The organism is Paenibacillus sp. 2RAB27 (assembly GCF_052115445.1).
Taxonomy (GTDB): domain Bacteria; phylum Bacillota; class Bacilli; order Paenibacillales; family NBRC-103111; genus Paenibacillus_E.
Map to the genome: position 1 here is coordinate 1 of NZ_JBFRGR010000038.1, position 18,594 is coordinate 18,594.

20 protein-coding genes are annotated in these 18,594 nt (G+C 46.0%); 16 read left to right on the top strand and 4 right to left on the bottom strand.

Annotated elements, in window-relative coordinates; translation table 11 throughout:
- From AB4114_RS30370 to AB4114_RS30380, 3 genes are all read left to right on the top strand, one after another.
- On the top strand, nt 1-857 hold an 857-nt coding region (locus AB4114_RS30370; protein ID WP_441991755.1), incomplete at its 5' end, for an RsiV family protein.
- A 59-nt stretch (nt 858-916) separates the two neighbouring features.
- Nucleotides 917-1,159, top strand: coding sequence for a hypothetical protein (locus AB4114_RS30375; protein WP_441991756.1), 243 nt, complete (start codon nt 917-919; stop codon nt 1,157-1,159).
- A 65-nt stretch (nt 1,160-1,224) separates the two neighbouring features.
- Nucleotides 1,225-1,488 carry a DUF3892 domain-containing protein gene (locus AB4114_RS30380; RefSeq protein ID WP_235550656.1) on the top strand — a complete coding sequence of 88 codons (264 nt, stop codon included), beginning with the start codon at nt 1,225-1,227 and terminating at the stop codon, nt 1,486-1,488.
- Nucleotides 1,489-1,591: 103 nt separating this feature from the next.
- Here the strand turns inward: AB4114_RS30380 and AB4114_RS30385 are convergent, their stop codons facing one another.
- A complete protein-coding gene (locus AB4114_RS30385) occupies nt 1,592-1,876 on the bottom strand; it encodes a hypothetical protein (protein WP_171635927.1) in 285 nt (94 codons plus the stop codon).
- Between the two features lie 92 nt (nt 1,877-1,968).
- Nucleotides 1,969-2,832, bottom strand: a complete 864-nt coding sequence (locus AB4114_RS30390; RefSeq protein WP_441991757.1) for an AraC family transcriptional regulator — start codon at nt 2,830-2,832, stop codon at nt 1,969-1,971.
- Between the two features lie 363 nt (nt 2,833-3,195).
- Between AB4114_RS30390 and AB4114_RS30395 the strand changes: the two genes are divergently transcribed.
- The 5 genes from AB4114_RS30395 (at nt 3,196) to AB4114_RS30415 (ending at nt 6,672) form a co-directional block, all read left to right on the top strand.
- Complete coding sequence (locus AB4114_RS30395; protein WP_441991758.1) at nt 3,196-3,927, top strand: hypothetical protein; 732 nt, start codon at nt 3,196-3,198, stop codon at nt 3,925-3,927.
- A 161-nt stretch (nt 3,928-4,088) separates the two neighbouring features.
- Nucleotides 4,089-4,292: a YwbE family protein gene (locus tag AB4114_RS30400; protein WP_056625563.1), complete on the top strand. Its 204-nt coding sequence runs from the start codon at nt 4,089-4,091 to the stop codon at nt 4,290-4,292.
- Nucleotides 4,293-4,315: 23 nt separating this feature from the next.
- Nucleotides 4,316-4,567, top strand: a complete 252-nt coding sequence (locus AB4114_RS30405) for a YolD-like family protein (RefSeq protein ID WP_056625207.1) — start codon at nt 4,316-4,318, stop codon at nt 4,565-4,567.
- Between the two features lie 168 nt (nt 4,568-4,735).
- On the top strand, nt 4,736-5,659 hold the full coding sequence (locus AB4114_RS30410; protein ID WP_441991759.1) for a tyrosine-type recombinase/integrase: 924 nt from the start codon (nt 4,736-4,738) through the stop codon (nt 5,657-5,659).
- Nucleotides 5,660-5,748: 89 nt separating this feature from the next.
- Nucleotides 5,749-6,672, top strand: a complete 924-nt coding sequence (locus AB4114_RS30415; RefSeq protein WP_441991760.1) for a S66 peptidase family protein — start codon at nt 5,749-5,751, stop codon at nt 6,670-6,672.
- Nucleotides 6,673-7,296: 624 nt separating this feature from the next.
- Here the strand turns inward: AB4114_RS30415 and AB4114_RS30420 are convergent.
- Nucleotides 7,297-7,923, bottom strand: a complete 627-nt coding sequence (locus tag AB4114_RS30420) for a C40 family peptidase (protein ID WP_441991761.1) — start codon at nt 7,921-7,923, stop codon at nt 7,297-7,299.
- 331 nt (nt 7,924-8,254) lie between these two features.
- Between AB4114_RS30420 and AB4114_RS30425 the strand changes: the two genes are divergently transcribed.
- The 8 genes from AB4114_RS30425 to AB4114_RS30460 all read left to right on the top strand — a co-directional run bounded on the left by AB4114_RS30425 (nt 8,255) and on the right by AB4114_RS30460 (nt 16,985).
- The gene (locus AB4114_RS30425) at nt 8,255-9,058 is read left to right on the top strand and encodes an ABC transporter ATP-binding protein (RefSeq protein WP_441991762.1); all 804 of its coding nucleotides are present in this window, start codon (nt 8,255-8,257) and stop codon (nt 9,056-9,058) included.
- Nucleotides 9,059-9,223: 165 nt separating this feature from the next.
- Nucleotides 9,224-10,597, top strand: coding sequence for an aspartate aminotransferase family protein (locus tag AB4114_RS30430; RefSeq protein ID WP_441991763.1), 1,374 nt, complete (start codon nt 9,224-9,226; stop codon nt 10,595-10,597).
- Between the two features lie 15 nt (nt 10,598-10,612).
- Entirely contained in the window at nt 10,613-11,875 is a 1,263-nt protein-coding gene (locus AB4114_RS30435) for a M20 family metallo-hydrolase (RefSeq protein ID WP_441991796.1), read from the top strand.
- Entirely contained in the window at nt 11,872-12,615 is a 744-nt protein-coding gene (locus AB4114_RS30440) for a nitrilase-related carbon-nitrogen hydrolase (protein ID WP_441991764.1), read from the top strand. Before AB4114_RS30435 ends, AB4114_RS30440 begins: the two co-directional genes overlap by 4 nt.
- A 20-nt stretch (nt 12,616-12,635) precedes the next feature.
- The gene (locus tag AB4114_RS30445; protein ID WP_441991765.1) at nt 12,636-14,003 is read left to right on the top strand and encodes an NAD(P)-dependent oxidoreductase; all 1,368 of its coding nucleotides are present in this window, start codon (nt 12,636-12,638) and stop codon (nt 14,001-14,003) included.
- A gap of 33 nt (nt 14,004-14,036) precedes the next feature.
- Nucleotides 14,037-15,332, top strand: a complete 1,296-nt coding sequence (gene preA, locus AB4114_RS30450; RefSeq protein ID WP_441991766.1) for an NAD-dependent dihydropyrimidine dehydrogenase subunit PreA — start codon at nt 14,037-14,039, stop codon at nt 15,330-15,332.
- Between the two features lie 2 nt (nt 15,333-15,334).
- Nucleotides 15,335-16,777, top strand: a complete 1,443-nt coding sequence (gene hydA / locus AB4114_RS30455) for a dihydropyrimidinase (protein ID WP_441991767.1) — start codon at nt 15,335-15,337, stop codon at nt 16,775-16,777.
- Nucleotides 16,770-16,985: a hypothetical protein gene (locus AB4114_RS30460; protein ID WP_441991768.1), complete on the top strand. Its 216-nt coding sequence runs from the start codon at nt 16,770-16,772 to the stop codon at nt 16,983-16,985. Before hydA ends, AB4114_RS30460 begins: the two co-directional genes overlap by 8 nt.
- On the opposite strand, the gene AB4114_RS30465 is transcribed toward AB4114_RS30460, so the two are convergent.
- Nucleotides 16,982-18,586, bottom strand: a complete 1,605-nt coding sequence (locus AB4114_RS30465) for a PucR family transcriptional regulator (RefSeq protein ID WP_441991769.1) — start codon at nt 18,584-18,586, stop codon at nt 16,982-16,984. The genes AB4114_RS30460 and AB4114_RS30465 overlap by 4 nt on opposite strands.
- Between the last annotated feature and the right edge of the window lie 8 nt (nt 18,587-18,594).

Sequence of the window (18,594 nt, forward strand, 5' to 3'; positions counted from 1 at the left end):
CCTATATGGACATCCCCATTCCTGCAGAACTCGATTTCATAGTCAATCAAGCGATAAAACAACATAGAAAAAAGCCTAGGACTAATCTGAAATGGTCATCAGTTGCTGTCGCGGCTGCAGTAATTGTATTTGTTGCGGGTCTTAATACGAGCCCTACTTTCGCTCATTCGTTAGCGGAGATGCCCGTCGTTGGCAAACTGATCAAAGTGCTGACCTTCCGAGAATACCTATATGACGATGGCGCACATAAAGCAAAAGTAGAAATCCCCATCATCACGAATTTGGATAATAAAGCGTTAGAGGAATCCCTAAATACGAAATACTTGGAAGAGAGCAAGAATCTCTACACGGATTTCATGAGCGACATTGAGAAGATGAAAGCAAGTGGATTAGAGGGACACCTTGGGGTAGATAGTGGTTATATTGTAAAAGCCGACAATGATCAAATCTTAGCGGTGGGCAGATATGTTGTCAACACAGTGGGTTCTTCGTCCACAACCTTTCAATATGACACGATTGATAAGAAAAATCAGTTGCTAATCACCTTACCGAGCTTATTTAAGGATGAAGGATATGTTCAAGTGATCAGTGATTATATTAAAGCGCAAATGATACAACGGATGAAAGATGATCCAGCTAAAATTTATTGGGTAGAGGGTGTTCCGAATGATGTGAAGTTTTATTTTAGTTCCATTAATAAAGATCAAAGCTTCTATATTAATAAGGATGGCAAGCTTGTCATTGTGTTTCAGAAATATGAGGTTACACCAGGTTATATGGGGACACCGGAATTCATCATACCGACCAACCTTTTAGCTGATCAATTAAGTACACATGCTTATCTTTTGCCMGAATAAAAAAGGACTAGGTTGCCTACATTAATTGGGTATGCAAAACATCAGCTGGGGGTATAACCATGCCGCAACAAAAGGAACTTGGTTTAGCGCAAATCAAAGATGTTGCCCAGAAAGCAGAGCAAGCAGCCGAACAAACCTTGCAGGTTGCTCAGCAAATCTATTCACAAGCTACAGCAGCGGCACTTACGGAGGCCGAGCAGCAGTTAGAGGATCTTCAATCTCAAATCAAGCAAGCGCAGCAGAAAACAGAAGATCTGAAGCAGGAAATTAAATCGCAGAGTGAGTCTACACAGTCTGAATGAAGCTATAATGTGACCCCACTTTCGTGGGGTTGAACAACTTGCAGGAAGATAGAGGAGGAGACATTATGCCGCGACGTCGTAATAGTGGTCCACATACGATTGATCCGAATAAAGCCATGATCCAATCCGTACATTATGAAAATGGAAGTATTGGGGCTGTTCAATTTCAAAATGGCCAAGTGGTCGATGTCCAGACTGCAATTGAGATGACCGAAGCCGATTTAATTGAAGATGCGAATACGGGGGTCAATCGGAAAGGCGAGAAAACCTTGCGATCCTATCCGGATGGAGACCCAAGCAATAATTTATCAAATTTACCGCGATTTTAAAGGATTTGAGAAAAGCTGTTTACCATTCATTGGTAAACAGCTTTTTTGTGCATTAAAAAAGCTGCTGAGTATTATCTCAGCAACTTTGAATGCGATTGCAAAATTATTTTTTAAAATAGCCTCCAACATAATTGTAGAGGACGCCAAGCACACCGATATAATAGGCGATTTTGATAATGAAATCGGTATGATCTAGCGGCATCATGTTGGAAAGTAAGAATAAAGGGAACACAAAGTACAAAAGATCTCTCAAGTAATTTGTAATCGTAGAACTGGAAAACGTGCCAGATGAGAACGATTTGAACAAGTCTACTACAAAGCTAAGACCCATGACTCCCAAGACAAGCCACATTGCATAAAGCATTAAACCCGATAGTGTAAGTGCCATGTCTGATTCACCCCCACATACGAAGATTTGCTTTCAATCTATCATATGCGGCAATGTGACAAGTCGTGCTAGGTAGTCGGAAATTTTTGTGACTAGGTGTGCATCGTATTTCGGAAGATATGAGGGGAGACGCCTACATACTTTTTGAAAATACGCGAGAAATAGAAGACGTCTTTATAACCAAGCGAGTCGGCAATTTCCTTTACGGAATTCGACGTATTCAGTAAAATATTTTTGGCTTCCGCCATTTTCATTCTATGCATATAGGTATTTAGCGGATAACCGGAATAATCACTAACGATTCTACGAAGGGTAGAAAGTGAAATGTGATGTCGTTTCGCAATGCTATGTGCATCAAATGGTTGATATAACGAATCACTGAGCTCATTGATAAGATTGATGAATTGTCCCGACTTCGTTGTTTCCGTTGTGGCTTCCGCCCGCTGAATGAATTCAAATARTAATGATTCAATAAGTAATGCTGCTCGATCAATATTAGCAGGAATGCCGCTTTCCATTGCGATGAATATTCGCTCAATTCGATTATGCTGGGCAGCTTCCTCATAACCAACCTGCTTCACTTGATCTAAATCGGTCAACCAACTGTTCTGCCATTCCTTCACTCGGCTGCCTTCGAGCGTAAAATAATACTCATCCCAGAAGCCTCCGGGATCAGGGCCATATTGATAAACTTGATTTGGCCGGAAGAAGAATAGGCTGCCGCTTTCCACTTTTTGAACCGGTCCCTCATTGACTCGGTAAGTTCCCTTGCCCCCTGCGATATATACAATGGCAAAGCTTTCGAATTTGGCATGTCCACGAAACATAATCCGCCCAGGCAGATGTCCGACATGTTGAATCCGTAGGGATTGCAGCTTTAATTTACTAGCGTCGATAGGTAAAGTAATGATTCGAAGTGGATAAGGACTTATCGTATCGTCCATGAACCTAGGCATAACATACATTCCTTCCGAACGGACTCCGTGATATGATTGTGAAAGTTAAACCGCATAAACTTTCGTATATGTTCATTATAAGGGAGAATTAATGCCTACGTAACTAGTTTATAAAAATTCTAAAAATTCGTTCTGAAAGAGTGGACAACATGACGACCGCATTAAAACGACTATTATGGATGAATATAAGTTCTGGCATTATTTTTAACTATATGGGCATATTTATTAATCTTTTTATTTGGGAAAAAGGAAATCAAATCTTCGACGTTGCGTGGTTTAATCTCGTTATGTTCCTAGCTTGGGGAGTGGCCTTCATGTACGGTGCCAATCTTCTATCTAAATTTACGATAGGCTCCGTGATGGATGGGATTCACTGCGTCCTTCTTCATTATGTTCTTCTTCATCGCACTTATGATTTTCACATCGTATTTCGTTCCACCTATTTCGTTAAAAGAAGCGAATGAACCCGTTTTTCGTAAGTTCCGCTTGGGTCAAGTATTTGCAACTCCCCAATTGAAATGGATGATTCCTTCGCTTGTTGCCGGCGGATTTTTCATTCAGTTTCAGGGGATATTCTCACTGATCTTTACCTTTTCGGTCACACAAGATAAGCTCAACATTGCATTGTTGCAAATTATGTACACATCGTTCACGATTGCCTGTGTATTCATCTATCGACGTTTTAGTCGTACGCGTAAGATAAGTGACAATAAATGGTTAACCTTTGGGATGGCAGCCGCGGCGGCAGGTTTCTTGTTAGCGTTATTCCCGACACCTTTGATTCTGATTCTTTCCAACATACTAACGACGATCGGATTGTTTTTCTTCGGCACAATTTGGAGTTCCCGACAATTTCTTGTGACCTATCCATTAGAACCGATTCATCAAACGAGAGTGATGGTATGGCGGGAACTCATCCTTGTTATTTCAAGAATGTTCCTACTGGCATTGATCCTCGGGATTCAGGATTTTGATGGATACGTATTTAAGGCTGTCATGATCTTTAGTTTCTCAAGCGCCTTGTTAATCCCCTATTTTTCAAGAAAAAGCGATGAATCAGCAGAGAAGGMTGTCTTAAAAGGCGAGGAATCTTAGGATTCTCGTTTTTTGTGTGCAATATTTTAATTTAATGAGATGAATTATTAATGACATTAATTAAATATTCGTGGTAAAATCCTTCATCGAGATGGGGTAGATGGGGAAACTATGGTATAATGAATCAACATTATGGCATGAAAGCAGGCGACTTAGGCAGCATGAATGGACAAAATCGGAAAGACGTTGTACCTGGCAGAGAAGTGAACATTGTGTTAAAGCAAGACCAACGAAGCGGGAAACTTACACGCGGGATCGTGAAGGATTTATTAACGAACTCACCTACACATCCTCATGGTATAAAAGTAAGACTCACGGATGGCCAAGTTGGTCGCGTGAAAGAAATTATTACGCCGTCCAACTGACGGAACATGGAGGAGAATAGGGGATGGCAAAAGCAAAAGTAGCGAAACGGCCAACACGCGATGAATTTGTATTAGAAGAAATCGGGAACCAGTTGTCGGAAGCGAAGATGGAGAACTCCGAGATTGTGCTAACGGTTTGGGGACGCGAAGAAACCGTGCGAGGCACGATCTCGACGATGGATTCACGTACAGGAAGAGTACATATGGATTGTAAAGGCGAGCTGGATAAGGTGCCGTTTATGGATATTATGAAGGTGGAGTATCCGCGGGATTAATAGGTACTTCTGAGATTTTTCCAACATTACGCTTATTCTTAACTCTAGTAATTATCAGTGGATCGAAACTGGTTCTGAGTCTAAAGAATAAGCGATTTTTCATGTCAGAAAATTGCACTAAATCTATATTTAACGCAATTTAGTTTGTAACGAACGGAGTTTACTAGAATGGACACTAGATTCACATATGATGACGACTATTTGGAGCTTTTTGATACCTGGATGAAGGATCAGGGGTTCACGAAACGAACACAACAAGCGTACTTAGGAGATGTTCGTTTATTTCTGACGAGCCTTGGAGAGAAAGAGTTGTCTACGATTGAAGCGATTGATATCATGCGCTTCTTGACGAAGATGCGACAAGGTGGGGCAGGAGATGCTGCGAGGAATCGCTACCTCTCATCGATCCGAACATTTTTCTCAGCACTCATCGAATTGCAGATGGTGAAGTACAATCCTTCTATCGCAGTCAAGAAATCGAAGGTAGAGAAAAATTCCGTTCCGACCTTTCTGAGTGAGGAGCTGCTTTCTGTCTTTCTTCAATCCATCGAAGGGAAATACCAGATTCGCAATGTAGCGATGTTCCTATTGATGAGCTATGCGGGGCTTCGCGTCAGTGAATTGCATCGTATGAACGTTTCGGATTTTAATCGCGGCACGAATTCATTGATGGTCTTAGGGAAAGGACGCAAGTGGCGTGTCATCCCGCTTCCTAGTGAAATCGTTCAGGTGCTTGAGCGCGCACTCGTTGAGCGACTGGAGGCGAGGAGTGGGAGCGAGCAGCCGTTCTTTGTATCACAATTCRGTCGGCGTATTAGCATACGAATGATTCAATCGATTGCAGAGAAGCAATTTGAGCAATTAAAAGGGCAATATATGGAGCTGCGAGGGAAATCATTCTCCAGCCATAAGCTAAGGCATACATTTGCAACGATGCAAGTGTTAGCAGGCACGGATATTCGAACGCTGCAAGAGTTGCTTGGACATGCCAGTATTCAAACGACGCAAATATACACGCACGTAGGGGATAAACAAAAGCAGGAAGCCATGAATCGTGTTTCCGCATTTATTCCAGTCGGTATGGGAATCTAAGGATGTTGTCATAATTCGCTAATTCGGAGCATAAAAGGGATTGAGGGGAAGTTCCTTTTCACACAATGTCATTGGTAGGAGGTATAGCGATGGCAATACGCCCACCCATCTTACAAAGTGGAGATACCATTGGCATTGTTACTTTAGGAAGCCCACTTGATGCGAGCACGATTGATGCTAGAATAGGGACACTCGGAGACATGGGATTTAATGTTGTCGTGGGCAAATACACATATGCGTATGGAGGGATCGTTGCAGCGACGGCAGCACAGCGAGCGGAAGACCTAATGAGTATGTTTGTCAATCCAAATGTAAGTATGATTCTCCCAACACGTGGTGGTACAGGGGTTAAGGATATTTTGCCACTTCTCGATTATCACMTCATTAATAGTCATCCAAAAATCGTTACGGGATACAGTGATATTACGATTTTGTTAAATATTTTATTTCAATTTGCGAATCTCATTACGTTTCAAAGTCTGTTGTTGATTGATTTTAACTCCAATACACCAGCCTATAATTTCGATCAATTTTATGCGGCGACTTCCACGCTTGTAAGCCCAAGAGTTATTCAAAATCCACCTAGTATGCCGTTGAATGGCCTAGTGAAGGGTACGGTGAGAGGGCGAATTGTTGGTGGGAATCTCACCTCATTCGTTGGGACGCTTGGGACACCTTTTGAAGTAGATACATTGGGTAAAATAATTGTCATCGAAGAGACGCATGAACCGACGAATGCAATATATCGCTATTTGACGCAATTAATTTTGGCGGGGAAATTTCGAGATTGCGTGGGGATTGTGATGGGACAATGCACGAATTGTACCACGTCCTATGCGACGTCCTATAATGATTTAATTGCGGGGATAATCGCGCCTTTAGGGAAACCGCTTTTGACTAACTTTAGTACGGCCCATGGCTTATACAAAGCTGCCATTCCCATTGGCGCTATGGCTGAACTCGATACGTACGCGAATAAACTGACTGTTTTAGAACCAACCGTCACGGGTTAGATCGTAGTGAAATGATGGACAAAATAAGGGAAAGGCCGGTAAATACCGGCTTTTTTGAACTATTAGAATGTATATGTGTCAAATATGAAGTTGGATATATTTCTAGTTAGACGCCTTATCCTGTGAGGACGGCTCTGGATCTTCGTGCGCTAGCGCACAAAAAATGTGCGCAAGGGAAGTAGCTCCACCGGCCGTCGGGCGCTAGCGCACAAAAAATGTGCGCAAGGGAAGAAGCTCCACCGGCCGATGGGCGCTAGCGCACAAAAAATGTGCGCAAGGGAAGAAGCGCCACCAGCAGTCGGCGCTAGCGCACAAAAAATGTGCGCAAGGGAAGAAGCGCCACCGGCCGTCGGGCGCTAGCGCACAAAAAATGTGCGCAAGGAAAGTAGCTCCACCGGTAGTCGTGCACTAGCGCACAAAAAATGTGCGCAAGGGAAGTAGCTCCACCGGCAGTCGTGCACTAGCGCACAAAAAATGTGCGCAAGGGAAGTAGCGCCACTGGCTTCCGCGCTCCGGCGCACAAAAAATGTGCGCAAGGGAAGAAGCCCCATCGGCTTCTGCACGCTAGCGCACGAAGGACAAAAAAGGCGGCGCATGCCTGCCTTTTTTGTCCTTCGTGCGTAGTCAGTTAATCAAACGGCGTGCACCCCAATAATGCGCATCATAATAGGGCGTACCAAATAAAGTACTGACTTTCACTTCTCGTGTTCCCATTGTTCCTGCTTGAAGAATTTGATTATTGCCTAGATAGATAGCGACATGGGAAACACCAGTTGTGTAAGTTCCTTGTAGGAAAACTAAATCTCCTTTACGAAGGTTGCTCTTCTCCACAGGTGTTCCTAATTGACTTTGTAAAGCTGCAGAATGAAGCAAATTAAATCCTTGTTGATTAAACGCATATTGTACAAAACCCGAACAATCAAAGGCCACATAAGGTGTGCTGCCGCCAAAAACATAAGGTACACCAAGCTGCTTCATCCCAATTGCGATAATCGCATCGGCTTTGACTTCCCAGCTAGCTTTGGGAGTCGCTTTCGAAGGAATAGAAATGTTAACACCTTCATAAATGTTATCTGCATTCACTTTTGGATTACTTGCGATAAGATCGGATAAGGGCACATTAAACTTCTGTGAAATGGACCAGAAGGTGTCGGAATCCGTAGCTATGTACGAATTGGCGGGCGCGGCATTCGCGATTCCACTGAACATGAGACTCGTAGCAACAACTGTTGTAAGAATGATCTTTTTCATAGTCTTCCTCCTAGATGTCGAATGTGTTTACTTAGACATTCTATCAAATTGAAGAAATAGAGAATATGAACAATATATGGATATGAAGGCTAAGTTGATGATTTGTTTACAAAACATTAGTTATGTAAACAAAAAGAAGGCTATGTAACTAACCTGCGAACCCATGATACAGAATTAAACATATGATTTTACACTATGTCAAATATCAATGCTAATTTAGGAACAGAATGTATAATGAAAATGATGAAATTCGAGATATAATATAACATATAGGGTTACTAATACTCACAGATAGATAACGCGAAGATCAACGGATAGAAGGAGGAGCGCGGTGGATTCAGACTTTTCCCGTCAGAAAGTGGAAATTTCGTTGGATGGCGTCGGTATGGTGTTCGGCAAAAAAGGGAGGCAAGTGACCGTCCTTCAGAACATTACCTTCGATGTTGGGCAGAATGAATTCGTCACGTTATTAGGACCTTCAGGTTGCGGCAAATCAACGTTGCTTCGACTTATGGCTGATCTCTTACAGCCCTCCAGTGGGCAGATTACGATTCAGAAAGAGCACCCCAAGGAAGTGCGTCTGCGCCGTAAATTTGGCATCATTTTTCGCACGCCTAACTTATTTGAGTGGCGGACTGTACGAGAGAATATCGAGCTGCCACTGGAGGTTCACGAACAGTCTCGACATACGTATCAAGATCGGGTAGACCACTTACTCGATACAGTCGGTTTAACTAAATTTAAGGAATATTACCCCTGGCAGCTCAGTGTTGGTATGCAAATTAGAGTCGCTATAGCCCGAGCGTTATCCCTCGATCCTCCCATACTCTTCATGGATGAACCTTTCTCAACCTTAGACGAATTTACGAAKGAAAAATTACAACTCGATTTACTGGAAATGAAGAAGAAAATGAACAAAACCATCGTTTTTGTCACTCGAAGTACAACCGAAGCCGTATTCCTCTCGAATCGAATTATCGTCTTATCCGCAAATCCAGGTCGGTTGCATGCGATTCACCAGGTCCCCTTAGGTAATGATCGCACTTTGCAAACGCGGGAATCCCCACTTTTTCAGGAATTAACCGCTGCAATTCGAAAGTCTGTTAACGAGGGAATTGAATCCTCTGAAGCGTAACTTTTAAACATGGCTAAGGTTATCTTTCTTTTTACCTCCAATTTAATACACAGCCAAAACCAAATCTACCAATTGAAAAATAACAACTAAAACTAGGGATGACATCCTCTTTTTGAACATAGAAATAGTGTGAGAACGAATGGACAAGAGATGGAGGGACCGCTTATGAGTGCTCATGATGACGTTGATCCATTAGTTAAAGAGGAACTGCTAGAGAAGGATCGCAAATATGTTTGGCATCATATGTCTGCCCATAATGAGAATCCCATGATCATCGCTTCCGGCGAAGGCAGTTGGGTGACAGATATTGATGGCAATCGATATTTAGACGGAATGTCTGGATTATGGTGCGTGAATGTCGGTCATGGAAGGCGAGAAATTGCTGAAGCAGCTGCTGACCAAATGATGAAAATTGCTTATGCGACATTGGTTCAATCCCATATACCGGCTATTGAGTTAGCTGCGAAATTAAACGAATGGCTCGAAGGGGAGTATCGCATTTTTTACTCCAATTCAGGATCAGACGCGAATGAAGTCGCATTCAAAATCGCCCGTCAATATCACCATCAGAACGGAAAACCGAGTAAACATAAGTTCATCTCGCGTCATCGCGCGTATCATGGAAATTCCATGGGTGCATTGGGAGCCACGGGTCAAGCGCAACGGAAGCTGAAATATGAACCGCTTGGGGTAGGTTTCCAGCATGTGCCTCCGCCTTATTGTTATCGTTGTCCTTTTGGGCAGACGAAAGAGACGTGCTCCTTACAATGTGCCAAAGCGATCGAAAATGCCATCGTGTGGGAGGGCGCAGATTCCGTTGCTGGTGTGATCCTGGAGCCTGTTATTACTGGCGGGGGAATGCTTGTTCCTCATGACGGTTATTTACCGGCGGTTAGAAGTATTTGTGATAAATACGATGTGCTGCTGATCGTAGATGAAGTCATTTGCGGTTTTGGGCGATCGGGCAAGCCCTTCGGTCATCAGAATTATGGGGTAAGACCCGACATCGTTACGATGGCCAAAGGGTTAACAAGCGCCTATTCGCCTCTTTCAGCCACCGCTGTATCAGCTGAATTATACGATTCTTTCAAAGAGAAAGAAGTGACTAGCCATTTTAGACATGTCAATACGTTTGGTGGAAATCCGGTTTCTTGTAAAGTGGCCTTAGCGAATCTCGCCATTATTGAGCGCGAGGGGCTTGTTGAACGATCGGCTGAGATTGGGCAAGCATTCAGAGCTCGATTAGAACCGTTGAATGAGCATCCTCATGTCGGGGAAATTCGTATTTTCGGATCGGCCATGGGTATTGAATTGGTAGAGGACCGTAATTCGAAGATTCCCGCTTCGGTAGAACGGGTAACTAAGCTTATTCTAGCATGCAAAAGCAAGGGACTGCTCGTCGGTAAGAATGGGGATACCGTTCCTGGCTATGCCAATATCCTTACGCTCAGTCCGCCATTATCCTCCACGGATGAAGATGTGAATTTCATAATCGAAACCTTACTCAGTRTGTTTGGTAGCGAGCAAGAGAAAGGATGATCGGACTTGTCGACAATGCCACTGATCCAAATCAACGCAGAACGTCTTGGACAACATATTCATGATCTGGCGCAAATTGGGAAAATCGGCGAAACAGGCGTTTGCAGACTTGCTCTCTCGAAGGAAGATCGTGCAGGTGTGGAACTCGTGAAATCCTGGATGGAAGAAGCCGGGATGGAGGCTTATATCGATCCTTTCGCTAACCTAATTGGTGTATGGCGCGGGAGTGATCCGGGGGCTCCTGTCCTCATGCTCGGCTCCCACGTGGATTCACAGCCGTATGGGGGGCGATTTGATGGGGCAATCGGTGTGCTTGGCGCGATAGAAGCGGTGCAAACGATGGTGGAACAAGGTGTAACACCCGCTTGCAATGTCGAAGTTGTTGCGTTCTGTGATGAAGAAGGTAGTCGCTTCAATAAAGGGCTGTTCGGCGTTAGGGGCATGACCGGTAAACTTGAAGCGGATGAGTTGGAGCGTACGGACAAAAACGGCGTTACCCGCCGAGAGGCACTGTTGGAATTCGGCTGCGATCCAGCTGATTTCGAAGATTATACGTTCCAAGAGGGCCGGATTGGCGCTTTTCTGGAGCTGCATATCGAACAAGGACCTGTTTTGGAGTCTCTCAATGAGCCAATTGGTATCGTGAGCGGCATCTCCGGTCCATTATGGCTCACCGTGGAAATGACGGGCTTCGCGGGTCATGCTGGCTCCGTGCCAATGTCGATGAGGCACGATGCCTTGCTAGGAAGCGCCAAGATCATCGTTGCGCTTAACGAGCTAGTTTGTCGTGAACCAGGCGTCCCAACGGTCGGAACTGTCGGCTCACTCTCGGTATTTCCAGATTCTCGCAACATTATCCCAGAGAAGGTCAGCTTTACGATTGATCTACGCGACATCAACATTTGCCGCCGAAATGCACTTGAGGCGGAGTTACTTAGTGTCATCGAGAACGTAGCCAGCGAACATGGGCTTACTTATACGATTCGAGAAGATACGAACAGCGATCCTCGCTATTGTGYGAATTGGATCAAAGCTGCGCTGCACAAGGAAGCGGGTCTTATGGGGATGAAGCCGCCTGAGCTCATGAGCGGTCCATTCCATGATTCGCTAACCATGTCCTACGTGTGCGATTATGGCATGATTTTCGTGCGCTGCCTAGAGGGCATTAGTCACAATCCCAAGGAATATGCTAGCCCAGAGGATATTACTTTGGGGACGGAGCTTCTCTACCGAACCGCACGCCAGATTGTTGTAGACAAAGGGGGCTTCCGAACATGAGTATCGTCACCATCGGTCTCATTCAAGCCTCACATGACGTGCATGGAGATGCACCGATCGCCGAGCATAAAGAGCTCGCCATTCAGAAGCATCTTAGATTGGTACGCAAGGCGGCTGCTCAGGGAGCGCAAATCGTGTGCTTACAGGAGATCTTCTATGGTCCCTACTTTTGCGCAGAGCAAACGACGAAATGGTACGATGCGGCTGAGGAAATCCCGAATGGACACCGGAAGCATCATATCCMTCACGTTGCGGCAGGAGGCGGGTCCTGCGGGTTCTGGGAGAAGTATTATTTTAAACCGGGAAATCTCGGATATCCCGTATTCGATACTTCTTTTGCCAAGGTAGGCGTCTACATTTGCTATGATCGTCACTTTCCTGAAGGAGCAAGGGTGCTTGGACTTGGCGGTGCGGAGATTGTGTTTAACCCATCTGCTACCGTTGCAGGCACATCAGAGTATCTGTGGAAACTCGAGCAGCCCGCGCATGCGGTAGCCAACGGGTATTACGTAGCTGCGATTAATCGTGTTGGAACGGAAGCGCCGTGGAACATGGGTGAATTTTATGGGCAGTCGTACTTAGTGGATCCGCGGGGGTCTATCGTTACAATAGGCAGTCGGGATCAAGACGAAGTGATCATGGGAGAGATGGACAAAACGTTGATTCGTGAGGTTCGTAACGTGTGGCAGTTTTATCGAGACCGCAGGCCAGAAACGTATGATCAAATCACACAACTTTGAATGAGGGAGGAGGAGCGAAGATGGGTACGACATTTATTTCGCTGACGGAGTTGAAGCGTAATTTTGCCGAAGTGAAGGCGGGCATGAAGCCCAAAGAGGCGATCGAAGAATCCAACCGCTGCTTGTTCTGTTATGACGCTCCTTGCACGCACGCCTGTCCGACAGGCATAGATATTCCTTCCTTTATTAAAAAGATTGCCTCCGGCAATCTAAAAGGCTCCGCCAGAACGATTATGGATGCCAATCCAGTTGGAGCATCCTGCTCGAGAGTATGTCCCACAGAGGAATTATGCGAAGGGGCATGTGTTCTCAATCATTCGTCCAAGCCTATCCTGATTGGTCAGTTGCAACGTTATGCAACCGACTGGGCCATAAAGAATGAACAGATTTTATTTAAAGCAGGGACAAGTAACGGTAAAACAGTTGCGATCGTGGGCAGCGGACCTGCGGGACTTGCGGCAGCTCGTGAGCTAGCCCGCTTCGGTTTTAAGGTCACCGTGTTCGAAGCGAAGGAACAAGCTGGAGGCTTGGATACGTATGGCATCGTATCGTTCCGGCTGCCGCAGGAAATCTCGCTTTGGGAAGTCGAGCAAGTCAGGCAGCTTGGTGTGGAGTTTCGGATGAGCACGCGTGTCGGAGTGGATGTCAGTGCTGCTGAATTGCTAAGTGACTACGACGCAGTGGTACTCGCGGTTGGGATGTCTAAAGTGCCCATGCTAGGCATCGATGGAGAAGAATTGACCGGTGTCTATGATGCCATTGATTTCGTAGAGTCGACCAAAACGGCCCCAGATCTCGATGAGTCTTTCATTGGGAAGCGGATTGCAGTAATTGGTGCAGGGAATACCGCCATAGATGCAGCAACGTGCTCTGTCCGGCTTGGGGCAGACAACGTGCAAATTGTGTACAGACGAACACAAGAAGAAATGACAGCGTATGATTTCGAATATGAGTTTGCGAAGCTTGATGGCGTCGCATTTCAGTGGTTAACGGCGCCAAAACGGATCCTCGGTGACGAGCAGGGGAACGTCATTGGCATCGAGTGTGTACGGATGGAGCTTCTTGAGACAGATGGAGGGCGTAAACGACCAGTCCCGCTTGCAGATTCCGAATTTGTTATCGAAGTGGACGCCGTGATCAAGGCGATCGGTCAGACGAAACATAACTCGCTGATCGAGCAGTTCGGACTCGCACATTCAAGAGGCACAGTGACGTTGGTAGACGCAGCAGCAGGCATGACATCGAATCCGAAGGTGTTCGCAGCTGGTGATGTTATTTTTGGAGATGGACAGGGTGAAGCCATGGTCGTATCGGCAGCGCAACAAGGAAAACTGGCGGCTTATGCGATTTACAAGCAGTTGGTGAAGGGGCAAGAGGCGTCGGCATAGGTAGGGTTACTTCAGAATCAGGAGGGATTCAGCATGGCTGATTTACGTACGAATCTAGCTGGAATTAATTCACCCAACCCTTTCTGGTTGGCATCGGCTCCGCCAACGAACACGGGGTATCAGGTTCAGCGGGCTTTTGAAGCGGGATGGGGTGGCGCCGTATGGAAAACACTTGGCGATCCGATTATCAATACATCCTCGCGTTTCGCTGCTGTTCATTTTAACGGACAACGCGTTGCGGGCTTTAACAATATTGAGCTGATCACCGATCGTCCGCTTGAGGTTAATCTCAAGGAAATCTATGAAACGAAGAAGCGATTTCCGAATCATGCGCTGGTCGTGTCCTTGATGGTTGAGCCCAAGCGTGAGAAGTGGCACGAGATCGTCAAAAAGGTTGAAGCCGTTGGCGTAGATGGACTTGAACTGAATTTCGGATGTCCGCACGGTATGGCGGAGCGTGGCATGGGAGCGGCATCCGGGCAGCAGCCTGATCTTGTGGAGGCGCAGACGATGTGGGCGAAGGAAGCGGCCCAGACACCCGTGATCGTGAAGCTGACGCCGAACATCACGGATATCACAAGCACCGCTTTAGCGGCGGTTCGTGGCGGGGCAGATGCGATCTCGCTCATCAACACGATAAACTCGTTGGCAGGTGTCGACATTGACTCATGGAACACCATTCCTCATGTTGGCGGCAAAGGCTCACATGGCGGTTATTGCGGTCCTGCTGTGAAGCCCATTGCCCTTCATATGGTCGCAGATTGCGCGCGTAATCCAGGTGTCCATATTCCGATTTCCGGCATTGGCGGCATTTCCAATTGGCGCGATGCGGTTGAATTTATGCTCATGGGAGCAACAGGTGTTCAAGTGTGCACAGCTGCTATGCATCATGGCTTCCGAATCGTGGAGGATATGATTGATGGATTGAATAACTATTTAGATGAAAAAGGGTTAGCCAGCGTCTCCGAGTTGATCGGTAAATCCGTCCCGCGTTATTCAGATTGGGGAAATTTGGATTTGAACTATGCCGTCGTTGCCAAGATCGACACGGAAACGTGTATTAACTGCAATAAGTGCCATATTGCCTGCGAGGATACCTCGCATCAATGCATTGAGCGACATACGGATGAGCAAGGGAAGTCCTTTTTACAAGTGAGGGAAGAGGACTGTGTAGGGTGTAACTTATGCGCGATTGTGTGCCCCGTGGATGGTGCGATCTCGATGGTTGAGGTGATGGGGACCGAGGAGCCAATGACGTGGAATGAGCGTCAAACGGCTGTTGCCAAGCTGACAGAGGGAAAAGATGCCGATAAGAAGGAGGCTGTGTAGTCATGGCCAAACTCATTAAGAATGGAACGATTGTCACTGCAACGGATCACTATCAAGGGGATATTCTCATCGAAGATGGGTTGATTACCGGGATCGGTTTGAACCTTACAATTGAAGGTGCCGAGATTGTAGATGCCACAGGAAAATATGTTTTCCCTGGTGGTATTGATCCGCATACGCATCTGGATATGCCATTTGGCGGGACGGTCACTGCTGATGATTTCGAGACAGGCACGATAGCTGCGGCCTTTGGCGGAACGACGACAGTGATTGATTTTTGCCTGACGAATAAAGGGAAACCGCTTAGTCAGTCTGTTCAGACATGGCATCAGAAAGCAGAAGGCAAAGCCGTTATCGACTATAGCTTCCATCTCATGATTGCGGAAATCAATGATGAGGTGCTGGCTGAGCTTCCAAGCATGATTCATGATGAAGGTATCACGTCACTGAAGGTTTTTATGGCTTATAAGAACGTCTTTCAAGCGGATGACGGCACCCTATATAGGACTTTGCTTGAAGCGAAAAAGCATGGCGCACTCGTGATGGTACACGCGGAGAATGGCGATGTGATTGAGTATTTGATTAAAGAAGCACTCGAAGCGGGTCAGACTGACCCGATTTATCATGCGCTGACGCGGCCGTCCTTGATTGAAGGTGAAGCAACAGGGCGCGCTGCCAAGCTCACAGCATTAGCTAATTCGCAACTCTATGTGGTGCATGTGACGTGTGAAGAGGCTGTACAGCAAATTACAGAGGCACGCAATCGCGGTGTTGATATCTGGGGGGAAACATGTCCGCAGTATTTGATGCTCGATCAAACGTATTTGGAAAAGCCGGATTTCGAAGGCGCGAAATATGTGTGGTCCCCGCCGCTTCGGCCGAAGTTTCACCAAGACGTGTTGTGGAATGCGTTGAAAACGGGGCAGCTGCAGACGGTGGGTTCAGATCAGTGTTCATTTAATTTTAACGGTCAAAAAGATTTAGGGCTCGGGGACTTCAGCAAAATTCCCAACGGTGGACCTTGTATCGAGGATCGTTTCTCTATTCTGTTCTCTGAAGGGGTGGGAAAAGGTCGAATTACACTGAATCAGTTCGTGGATATTGTGTCGACGCGAAGCGCCAAGCTGTTTGGTTTGTTTCCGAAAAAGGGGACGATTGCGGTCGGCGGGGACGCGGATATTGTGATTTTTGATCCGAATGCGAAGCGCACGATTTCCGCCGAAACCCACCATATGAATGTGGATTATAATCCGTTCGAAGGCATTGAAATAACAGGGGAGCCTGTGACCGTATTGTCTCGCGGAGACTATGTCATTCGAGATAAACAATTCGTAGGAGAAGCGGGAAATGGCCAATTCATCAAGAGGGGAACATATGTTTCGTTGTCGTCGCAGGTGAGTCAGCCGAACAAAGAAACTGTCCAAGGTGGTGCTCCTTATGTCTGAATTTGAGCTTTTTCAATCAGAGAAGCAGAAACTTGACGGCTATGTCTCGCAGAAATTCAAAATAGTCGGTGTACTCGAGGATCTAGAAGGGGCATGGCTAGACCTCGAGCACCCCGGCGGTGAAACCGCGAGGCTTCATTTGACGACGTCGAACGCCAGGAAGTACTACGTCAATGTACTATTGTCGCAGGGCAAAACGAAAGCTTAATGGATGGCTCCGTTCAAATATTCATAGCCATGCAAGGCGAGTTCCAGTGCGATTCGCTTCTGCGGCTGCATGAAATCGTCTCCGAGGATCGCAGCAATTTTGTCCAGCCTATGGTATAACGTTTGCCGAACGATGAACAGTTCCTTCGCTGTTTCTTGTTTCGAACCGGATAAAGCTAGATACTTGTGCAATGTTTTCAGTAGTTGGCCATTTTTCTCGTGATCATAGGCGATAATCCCACTGAGATAACCGTCAATGAAGGAAGCAAGTTCGCCAGTTTGCTTCATGAGCAGGATCACTTTGTAGACGTGAAGTTCGTGATAGAAAGGCTTCGGGAGAACGCCGATATCCTTCTGGATCTCTAACGTTTGTAGGGCAGTTTCATAACTGACTTGAATGTGGAGCGGATCGCTAATTGTTTGGCCAATCCCGATTAGCGTCGGAAATAGCTGTGTTTCTTGCGTTTTGTGAAAGCGTTGGATCGTACGTAAAATTCGTTCATGGCTAGCACCAGAAGGCATTTGATCTATGAGGATGAAAACGATCCGGTGCTCGTACACCGTTGGGAGTAAATAAAAGCCTTCTCTTTCAAATAAGGAGCGGGCGATCATTTGTTTCTGAATTAGGAGTGTTTCCTGCTCTCTGGAACTATTGCTTCCTGCGGCTTTATCGAAGACACATAAGATGATTGGACCTAGTTTCATCGGAGGCTTGACGGACATGACATAGTCACGAATATCCTGAAGCGAATGCTTGCCGACTAACCAATCGGTCACCCATAGATCCTGTTTGAAGCGGGTTTTCTCTTCGATATAGGTTGTGCGCATCATCTCTTGGGCAATAGCGGTTGCACATCGATCCAAAGCAAGGATTTGGAACTCGCTCAGCTCTTGTTCGGCATATAAAAGTAGGTCTGCGAACAAGTGTTCTAATGCGAGGATGGGGCGATGGGCAAGCTTGTTTTTGACATCGGTAAGGTGAAACATTTCGCCGTAAATCCATTTCTCATAAAACGCAGCTCCATCCGCTTTGGGAAGTGAAGGGACGAAAACAGCTTCTGAATCGAATGGGAAAAAAGCGATCTGCGCTTGCGTCGTCTCGTGCAGCAGTTTGAGAAGTGGCTGCAAGCCTTTGCCTGATAAAAGCAATTGATTGAGCTTGGTGGAGAGTGATTCTAGATCGGAAACCATTTTGTGATGCTGGTGAATGAAATGCGTATGTAAATCCTGTGTGATATCAATGTAACGGACTTCCTCATGGAAAAAAATAAGCGGGAAGTTCGCTTGAAGGGCAAGCGCCTTCATGCTCTCTAGCGGCTGCTTCGTATAGGTACCTAGCTCGATACACAGACCGGAAGCACCGCTGTCGATCAATTGCTGTAGGAACGAAAGACTTGTTTCCTCATTATCCTGCCAACCAATCCCAGTGCTAAGAATAAGCTCATTTCCGTTCAAAAGGTGACCGACTTGCGTAACTTCCATGATGTGAACCCAGCGAACTTTACGGACCAGTGCTTCATCTGTTGCAATGGTTTCAGCCTTCTGAAAGAGCGGGCGCTGCAAAATATCGTGCACGGTTAATTGCAATAAGGTCTGTACCAAGCGAAATC

Bases quoted from the DNA above. Each gene is read 5' to 3' on its own strand.
- AB4114_RS30385 (WP_171635927.1), bottom strand. From the start codon at position 1,876: ATGGCACTTACACTATCGGGTTTAATGCTTTATGCAATGTGGCTTGTC.
- hydA (WP_441991767.1), top strand. From the start codon at position 15,335: ATGGCCAAACTCATTAAGAATGGAACGATTGTCACTGCAACGGATCAC.
- AB4114_RS30405 (WP_056625207.1), top strand. From the start codon at position 4,316: ATGGCAAAAGCAAAAGTAGCGAAACGGCCAACACGCGATGAATTTGTA.
- AB4114_RS30380 (WP_235550656.1), top strand. From the start codon at position 1,225: ATGCCGCGACGTCGTAATAGTGGTCCACATACGATTGATCCGAATAAA.
- AB4114_RS30445 (WP_441991765.1), top strand. From the start codon at position 12,636: ATGGGTACGACATTTATTTCGCTGACGGAGTTGAAGCGTAATTTTGCC.
- AB4114_RS30375 (WP_441991756.1), top strand. From the start codon at position 917: ATGCCGCAACAAAAGGAACTTGGTTTAGCGCAAATCAAAGATGTTGCC.
- AB4114_RS30460 (WP_441991768.1), top strand. From the start codon at position 16,770: ATGTCTGAATTTGAGCTTTTTCAATCAGAGAAGCAGAAACTTGACGGC.
- AB4114_RS30400 (WP_056625563.1), top strand. From the start codon at position 4,089: ATGAATGGACAAAATCGGAAAGACGTTGTACCTGGCAGAGAAGTGAAC.
- AB4114_RS30420 (WP_441991761.1), bottom strand. From the start codon at position 7,923: ATGAAAAAGATCATTCTTACAACAGTTGTTGCTACGAGTCTCATGTTC.
- preA (WP_441991766.1), top strand. From the start codon at position 14,037: ATGGCTGATTTACGTACGAATCTAGCTGGAATTAATTCACCCAACCCT.